This window comes from Frankia sp. AgKG'84/4 (assembly GCF_023242965.2).
GTDB lineage: Bacteria > Actinomycetota > Actinomycetes > Frankiales > Frankiaceae > Frankia.
In genome coordinates this window covers 1-7,791 of record NZ_JALKFU020000231.1, presented here as the reverse complement: position 1 = coordinate 7,791, position 7,791 = coordinate 1, and the positions used below count along the sequence as shown (strand labels likewise).

At 73.1% G+C, this 7,791-nt stretch carries 7 protein-coding genes; 3 read left to right on the top strand and 4 right to left on the bottom strand.

Going from position 1 to position 7,791, the window contains the following annotated elements; translation table 11 throughout:
- Positions 1 to 236 precede the first annotated feature (236 nt).
- Positions 237 to 881 (bottom strand): DUF6758 family protein, encoded by a 645-nt coding sequence (locus MXD58_RS15210; protein WP_248836838.1) that lies wholly within the window; start codon positions 879 to 881, stop codon positions 237 to 239.
- 233 nt (positions 882 to 1,114) lie between these two features.
- On the opposite strand from MXD58_RS15210, the gene MXD58_RS15205 reads away from it, so the two are divergent.
- Both MXD58_RS15205 and MXD58_RS15200 read left to right on the top strand, forming a co-directional pair.
- Positions 1,115 to 2,557 (top strand): aldehyde dehydrogenase family protein, encoded by a 1,443-nt coding sequence (locus MXD58_RS15205; protein ID WP_248836839.1) that lies wholly within the window; start codon positions 1,115 to 1,117, stop codon positions 2,555 to 2,557.
- Positions 2,558 to 2,619: 62 nt separating this feature from the next.
- Complete coding sequence (locus MXD58_RS15200) at positions 2,620 to 3,483, top strand: PHP domain-containing protein (RefSeq protein WP_248836840.1); 864 nt, start codon at positions 2,620 to 2,622, stop codon at positions 3,481 to 3,483.
- Positions 3,484 to 3,501: 18 nt separating this feature from the next.
- Here the strand turns inward: MXD58_RS15200 and MXD58_RS15195 are convergent, their stop codons facing one another.
- Positions 3,502 to 4,014, bottom strand: coding sequence for a MarR family winged helix-turn-helix transcriptional regulator (locus MXD58_RS15195; protein ID WP_248836841.1), 513 nt, complete (start codon positions 4,012 to 4,014; stop codon positions 3,502 to 3,504).
- A 265-nt stretch (positions 4,015 to 4,279) separates the two neighbouring features.
- Here MXD58_RS15195 and MXD58_RS15190 point away from each other — a divergent pair, with 265 nt between their 5' ends.
- Positions 4,280 to 5,422, top strand: a complete 1,143-nt coding sequence (locus tag MXD58_RS15190; RefSeq protein ID WP_248836842.1) for an Mrp/NBP35 family ATP-binding protein — start codon at positions 4,280 to 4,282, stop codon at positions 5,420 to 5,422.
- A 301-nt stretch (positions 5,423 to 5,723) separates the two neighbouring features.
- On the opposite strand, the gene tatB is transcribed toward MXD58_RS15190, so the two are convergent.
- Both tatB and MXD58_RS15180 read right to left on the bottom strand, forming a co-directional pair.
- Positions 5,724 to 6,236, bottom strand: a complete 513-nt coding sequence (gene tatB / locus MXD58_RS15185; protein ID WP_248836644.1) for a Sec-independent protein translocase protein TatB — start codon at positions 6,234 to 6,236, stop codon at positions 5,724 to 5,726.
- A 66-nt stretch (positions 6,237 to 6,302) separates the two neighbouring features.
- A partial coding sequence (locus MXD58_RS15180) for a S1C family serine protease (protein ID WP_308301972.1) occupies positions 6,303 to 7,791 on the bottom strand: 1,489 nt, incomplete at its 5' end.

Sequence of the window (7,791 nt, the reverse complement as noted above, 5' to 3'; positions counted from 1 at the left end):
TGTTCCGCAACGGCGGCAAGGTGAACATGGAGGAGCTGCTCAAGCTCAAGCCGGACGTCGTCTCCACGATCAGCGGCACTCGGGTTCACCACCACGGTGAGCCGGCCCGGCTCGACCACGGCGTCGGTCGCGGCGTCGACCGTGGCGGCCTGCGCCGCGGGCGGATTCGTCATGGACGCGCGTTCCCTTCGCCGGCCGGCCTCGATCGGGTCAGCCTACGGCCGCCGGCGGGGAGATCAGCGCGCTGTGGCCGGCAGCGTGGTCAGGTGCTCGCTGAACGCCCCGAAGAACGACCGCTCGCCGAGTTCCGGCGCGTCCCGCACATCGCGCAGGACGAGGTGCTCCAACAGAATCAGCGCGGCGTCCGCCGGCCACAGCACCAGCCACAGCCACACGCCGCGGGCCTCACCGACGAACGCGGCGCGGTCCGGGGGGGCGGCCACCGGCCACAGGGCGGTCGGATGCCCGGCGGCCTCGACCTTCGCCTCCGACGATCCGGGCAGGGTCTGCGGGTCGGGGCCCGCGATGCCGGCCAGGCGCGCGCCGAGGCCGATGCCGGGGGCCTCGGCGATCAGCACCATCTCCGCCGGGCCGCCGAGCGGGCACGGGCCGGCGGCGGCCACGGCGGTGGCCCGTGGGCCGGTGCGCTCGTCACCGGCCCAGCCGACACCGCTGACGTACCAGTGCACGGGCATGGGCTCGGGCAGCCAGACGGGCACGGTCGAGGTGGTGGCCATGGCGTGCATCGCCTGCTCCCGGCTGGAGGCCGCCGTGCGATAGGGAGTCACCTCCCCGTGACCGTCGCACCGGTACTGACTGCTCCACAGGTCTGGTGGTCGCAGCGGGGCGAGACAACGAGGACAGGCCGCGGCAGTGGTCACCGGGCGCCTCCTAGGGTTCAGGTCGACGCGGCCGCCGGACTTCGACGGTTCCGGGAGGACTGTGCCCGCGACCAACCCCTGGCAACCGTCACAACTGCACAAGCAAGCGTCCTACCAGCACTGATGTGCCGGAAGGCCCGTGTTGGCCGACCGCCCCGCCGGTGGCCGCAATCCGGCCCGGACCCTCGGGATGCGCCTAGGATGAATCGTGATGGCGACGACAAGGGCGTACGATGCCTGACCTCACCAAGTTCTGGCTCGCGGGCCGCCTGACGGCCGGCGCGTCCACGTTCACGGTCCGCAGCCCCTACGACGACAGGGTCGTCGCGACGGTGGCCGAACCCAGCGCGGACCAGGTGGAGTTCGCCGTGGCCGCCGCCGCGTCGGTCGCCCCGGCACTGTCCGCGCTGCCCGCGCACGTGCGCGCCTCGGCGCTGGCCCACGTGTCCAAGGAGATCGCCCGCCGCGGCGACGAGCTGGCCCGGATCATCACCTCGGAGAGCGGCAAGCCGCTGACCTGGGCGCGCGCCGAAGTCGCGCGGGCAAGCTCGACGTTTCGCTGGGGTGCGGAGGAGGCCCGGCGCTTCGCCGGCGAGCTGACCCGGCTCGACACCGACCCGACTGGGGAGGGCCGCCTCGCCCTGACCCGACGCTTCCCGCGCGGCCCGGTGCTCGGGATCACGCCGTTCAACTTCCCGTTGAACCTGGTGGCGCACAAGGTCGCGCCCGCGCTCGCGATCGGCGCGCCCATCATCATCAAGCCGGCGCCGCGCACCCCGCTGTCCGCGCTGTTCCTCGGCGAGCTGCTCGCCGGGACCGATCTGCCCGAGGGCTCGTGGTCGGTGCTGACCGTGCCGAACGACGCCATCGGCGCGCTGGTCGAGGACCCGCGGCTGCCGGTCGTGTCGTTCACCGGCTCCGGCCCGGTCGGCTGGTCGATCCGGGACGCCGTGCCGCGCAAGCATGTCGTGCTCGAGCTCGGCGGCAACGGCGCGGTGCTGGTCGCGCCCGACTTCCACGCGCCCGGCGACCTCGCCCGCGCGGCCGGACGCATCGCCCTGTTCGCGAACTACCAGGCCGGCCAGTCCTGCATCGCCGTGCAGCGGGTGTACGCCGACCGGTCGCTGTACGGCGAGCTGCTCGACGAGGTCGTCAAGGCCGTCGGGGCGCTGCGCGACGGCGACCCGGCCGACCCGGCGACCGATGTCGGCCCGCTCATCGACGTCGCCGCCGCGCAGCGGGTCGAGGCGTGGATCGGCGATGCCGTGGCGGCGGGGGCGACCCTGGTCTGCGGTGGCATCCGCGCCGGCGCGAACATCACCCCGACCGTGCTCACCGACGTCCCCGCCGATGCCCGCGTCGTCCAGGAGGAGGTCTTCGGCCCGGTCATCGTCATCTCCCCCGTTGACGGGGTCGACGACGGCTTCGCAAAGATCAACGACAGCGCGTTCGGCCTGCAGGCCGGCGTGTTCACCCACGACCTGGCGACCGCGTTCCGAGCCCACCGGGAACTCGCCGTCGGCGGGGTCGTCGTCGGCGACGTCCCGTCCTACCGGGCCGACCAGATGCCCTACGGCGGCACGAAGGGCTCCGGCATCGGCCGGGAGGGTGTCCGCTCGGCGATGACCGATCTGTCCGAGGAGAGGGTGCTCGTCCTCACCGGCCTGGATCTGTGAGGCCGCACCCGCCCGGTGGGGAGGCGCCGCACCGGGCCGGGTGCGGCTGCCAGCATGGGCGGGTGAGCATCGACCTGCACACCCATTCCACGGCGTCCGACGGGCTGGTCGAGCCGGGCGAGCTGATGGGCCTCGCCGCCGAGGCGGGTCTCACCGTCGTCGCGCTGACCGACCACGACACGACCGCCGGCCACGGCCGGGCCGCCGCCGCCCTGCCCCCCGGGCTCACCCTCGTGCCAGGCGCGGAGATCTCCTGCTACGTCGAAGTCGACGGCCGGTCGGTCTCGCTGCACGTGCTCGCCTACCTCTTCGACGCCACCGAGCCCGCGTTCGCTTCGGTGCGCGCCCAGATCCGCGAGCACCGGGCGACCCGCGCCCGCCAGATGGTGCGCCTGCTCGCCGACGCCGGCCATCCGGTCACGTGGGAACAGGTCAGCGAACTGGCCGCCGGCACGGTCGGGCGCCCGCACGTCGCGGCGGCGATGGTCGAGGCCGGGCTGGTGCCGACGGTGTCAGCGGCGTTCAGCCGCGAGTGGATCGGCGCCAGCGGGCCCTACTGGGTCGGCAAGTGGCAGCCGGACGTCTGGCAGACGCTGTCGCTGATCCGGGCGGCCGGCGGGGTCAGCGTCTTCGCGCATCCCTACGCGAGCCGCCGGGGCGTCACGGTCGGGCCGGACGTGATCGAGCGGATGACCGCCGCCGGGCTCACCGGCGTGGAGGTCGACCACCCCGACCACGACAGCGACGAACGGCGCCGCCTGCGTGGCCTCGCCGCCGACCTCGACCTGGTCACGACGGGTTCGAGCGACTTCCACGGCAGCAGCAAACCGCAGGGCCTCGGCGCCGAATCGACCTCGCCCGCGACCTACGAGCGCCTCGTCGCGGCGGCGAGCGGCGCCAGGCCGATCACCGGACCGACCGGCTGAGTCCGCCGCCGCGGCGGATCAGGCGCTCTCCCGGACGTCGCGGCTCGGCGCGCACTGCGGGTCCAGCCGCCCGAGCAACTCGGCGAGCAGCTCCTGCTCCGACCGGCTGAACCGGGACAGCACGTGCCGGCCGACGCCCTTGAGATGCGTCCCGGAGGCGTCCCGCAACCGGTCGAACCCCGCTGGGGTGAGCGTGGCCAGCGTGCCCCGGGCGTCGGAGGGACAGGCACGGCGGGCGACCAGCCCCTCCCGTTCCATCCGGTCGACGAGACGGGTCAGGCCGCTGCGGGACAGCAGCACCGCGTGCGCGAGCTCACTCATCCGCAGCTCTCGGCCGGGCGCCTCGGCGAGCTGGACCAGGACGTCGTAGGAGGCCAGCGGTAGATGGTGGGCGGCTTCCAGCTCGGCCTCCAGCACCCGGGTGACATGCGCGTGCGCCTGCAGCAGCGACCGCCAGGCCCGCATGCCGCGCGCGTCCACCCAGTCGACGTCCGTCTCCGAACTGGCGCCCAACATCTCCTTGACCACCATGCGCCCTCCCGCTGCCACCTCGATCAGCCTAGCCGGCTGTCCCGCCTCCCCTGCTCAACAACAGTCTGTGCCGGCGTACAAAGTCCCGCAAACGTCGTCCAGCCGACATCCACCGGGTAGTCAAGGCCCCGGCCGCGCCGCGGGTCGCCCGGCCGCTCACACCCGGGTGCCAGCCGAACGCCGCCGCGTCCACCGCGGGCTATCGTGGAACCACAGGCGGCCCGAGGGCTGCATCTCTGATGCCAATCAGCGACTGAGGTTTCCCTTGTCCCCATCCCGGCCTTCCTCCGACGCGATCCAGTCGGCTCTGGCGACGGTGCACGATCCCGAGATCGGCCGCCCCATCACGGAGCTGGACATGGTCTCGTCGGTCCATGTACTCGACGACGGCTCGGTCGACGTCACGGTGCTGCTCACCGTGTCGGGCTGTCCGATGCGCGATGAGATCATCAGCCGCGTGAGCCGCGCGGTCGGCGCCGTGGAGGGGGTGCGCGCCGTCCGGGTCGACCTCCAGGTCATGAACGACGAGCAGCGCACCGCCCTGCACACCAAGCTGCGCGGCGGTGTCGCGCCCAAGGCGATCCCGTTCGCCCAACCGGGCTCGATGACCAGGGTGTACGGCGTCGCCAGCGGCAAGGGCGGCGTCGGCAAGTCCTCGATCACTGTGAACCTGGCCGCCGCGATGGCCCGCTCGGGCCTCGCCGTCGGTGTGCTCGACGCGGACATCTACGGTCACTCCGTCCCCCGCATGCTCGGCATCGACCGGCCGCCCACCCAGGTGGAAAAAATGATCATGCCGCCCCAGGCGCACGGGGTGCGGGTCATCTCCACCGGCATGTTCACCCGCGGCAACGAGCCGGTCACCTGGCGCGGCCCGATGCTGCACCGGGCTCTGGAGCAGTTCCTGTCCGACGTCTTCTGGGGTGACCTCGACGTCCTGCTGCTGGACCTGCCGCCGGGCACCGGGGACATTGCGATCTCGCTGGCGCAGCTCGTGCCGTCGTCTGAGCTGCTGGTCGTCACCACCCCGCAGCTCGCCGCCACCGAGGTCGCCGAGCGCGCCGGCACGATCGCCGTGCAGACCCGGCAGAACGTCGTCGGCGTCGTCGAGAACATGGCGTGGCTGCCCTGCCCGCACTGCGGGGAGCGGGTGGACGTGTTCGGCTCCGGCGGTGGGGCGGCGGTCGCCGAACGGCTCACCCGCGTTCTCGGCCACGACGTGCCCCTGATGGCGCAGATCCCGGTGGACGTCCGGCTGCGCGAAGGTGGCGACAACGGCGTGCCGCTCGTCATCGGCGAGCCCGACGCCGAGGCGAGCAAGGCGCTGCGCGCGGTCGCCGAGCGCCTCACCTACCGCTCCCGCGGCCTCGCGGGCCGCAGCCTCAACCTGACTCCGGCCGGACGCTGACCTCGACACCGTGCTCGTCCGGCCGGGGCCGCCCCGGCCGGACGAGCACGGCGAGCGGACAAGCACAGCGCGCGGACAAGCACGGCGAGCGGAACGTCCGGGGCTGGGCCCGAACCCACCGCCGGCCCCTCCGCGCGGGCGAATCAGACACCAGCCCCTCAGAGCAGCGAGCCACAAGCCCCCTGGAGCTGCGACGGGGGGTGGCGTCAGGTTTCGGGCCGCTTCTGCAGCCCGACGCGCCCGATTTGCCCGTACAGAAGCGGCCCGAAGCTCAGCGCTGCGAGTGACGCCGGGGCGTCGGTCAGGTGGTGTCGGGGTCGAACGGGACCGTGCCGGCGTCGGTCGGTGAGTTCGGCTGCGCGGGCACCGAGCGGGGGACGATCGCCTTCGCCTGCGAGGACTTCGACAGCAGCGGTGACGTCGACGACGCACCGCCGTCGACGGCGGCGGGCCGGCTCGGCGTGGGGTCCTTCCGCAGCGAGGATTTCGTCAGCGACGGCGTGGCAGGGGCGTCGTCTCCCAGCAGAAGCGCGTCCAGCGAGGTGCGCTTGGTGAGGTACGGCGGGATCGGCTCGTCGTCGAACAGGTGCTTGCGTACGAAGGTTTTCGGGTGCAGGTCCCGAAGGTCGAGATCGTCGAACTCGGGGCCGAGTTCCGAACGCAGGTCGTTGCGCATTCCGTTCGCCGTCTGGCGAAGCTGACGCAGCATCCGTCCCGCGTCCCGGGCGGCCCTGGGCAGCCGGTCGGGACCGAACACGAACAGCCCGATCAGCAGCAGGACAACGACTTCACCCCACCCGACACCGTTGAACACGGGCTGAGCGTACCTCCCCCGGTGTTGCCGGGAGAGGCCGTTGGGCAACGAGAAGGTGTCGGATACTCACCCTTGTTGCTCCTGCAGTGTCATCTGAGTCGTTTCGGTGGCTCCCTGCCGCACATAGGTGACCGACACGCGGTCGCCGACCTGGTGCAGCCGGGCCGCCACGATCAGATCGTTCGTACCGCGGATCATGCTGGTATCGATCTTGGTGATGACGTCGCCGGGTTTGAGTCCCGCGCGTTCCGCCGGGCCGTCCGGGTTCGTGCTCACAATCCGCGCCCCGGCCACCCCGCCGGTCGCCGCCGCTTCACCGGCGGTGATCGTGGCCGAGGAGGCCCCGACAGACGGGTGCGTGGCCCGGCCGGTCGAGATGATCTCCTGGGCGACGGAGCGGGCGAAGTCGATCGGGATGGCGAAGCCCACGCCAATGCTGCCGCTCTGGGTCTGGTCCTCGTGCCCCGGCACCGCGGCGATCGCCGCGTTGATCCCGACGACCTGGCCCAGTGAGTCGAGCAGCGGGCCGCCGGAGTTGCCAGGATTGATCGCCGCGTCGATCTGGATGGCGCCGATGAGCACCGTCGCATCGACGCCCTCCCCGGCCGGGACGGTCGGGTTGCGGTCCAGCGCGCTGACCACGCCGGTCGTCACCGTCCCGGACAGCCCCAGCGGCGCGCCGATGGCGACCACCGGCGCGCCGACGACCAGGGAGCCGGACTGGCCGAGAGTGGCCGCCGGGAGGCGGACCGTGGTCGCGACGCGCAGCACGGCGAGGTCGGTCTGTGGATCCCGGCCGACGAGCTGAGCAGGGATCTGGCCGAACTCCTGGTACAGCCGGACCGAGATCGGCGCACCCGCGGCGACCGCGGGGGCGATGACGTGGTTGTTCGTGAGGATGAAGCCGTCCGACCCGATGATCACACCGGAGCCCGTGCCGCCGTCACCGCCGGCATCGCCGACGTCGATCGTCACCACTGTGGGCAGCGCCGCGGCCGCGATCGCGGCGACCGTGCGGCGGTCGGTGACCGGCGCCGGATCGCCGACGCCCAGCGTCGTCACCGGCCGCACCGTGGTGTCACCCGTGGTGATGGAGACGAACAGCCCGCCGACCCCGCCGCCGAGCAGCGCCGCGGTGAGCAGGAAGGCGAGCAGCATCCGCCAGCCGAGCTGGACCGGCCGGGCGGCGAGCCCCGCCGTCCAACCCGACGACGCCCACCCGTCCCCTGGCGCCGATGTTGCGGTGTCGCGGTCGGGATCGCGGTCCTGGTCGAGGAGCGCGTCGAACGGGGCGCGCTCCTGCGAGCCGGTGCCCGCCGACCGTTCCACGCCACCTGGCCGCAGCATGGTCACGGTGCCGCCGCCGCGGCGCGCGCGATGGGCCCGCTCGGCCTCCGCCGTTGCGTCCGGTCCGCGCAGGCCGGCAGCCTCGGACCCGCCGACGGTGGATCCCGCCGACGGCCCGGCGGCCGGTGACGAGCCGGAGCGCGCTGACCCGGGCGCGGCATCTCGCGCCACTGACGCCGGGCGTTCGACCCGGCTGGCCGTTCCCGCT

What these genes read in the sequence shown, in the direction of transcription:
- MXD58_RS15205 (WP_248836839.1), top strand. Translation starts at nt 1,115, where the DNA reads ATGCCTGACCTCACCAAGTTCTGGCTCGCGGGCCGCCTGACGGCCGGC.
- MXD58_RS15195 (WP_248836841.1), bottom strand. Translation starts at nt 4,014, where the DNA reads ATGGTGGTCAAGGAGATGTTGGGCGCCAGTTCGGAGACGGACGTCGAC.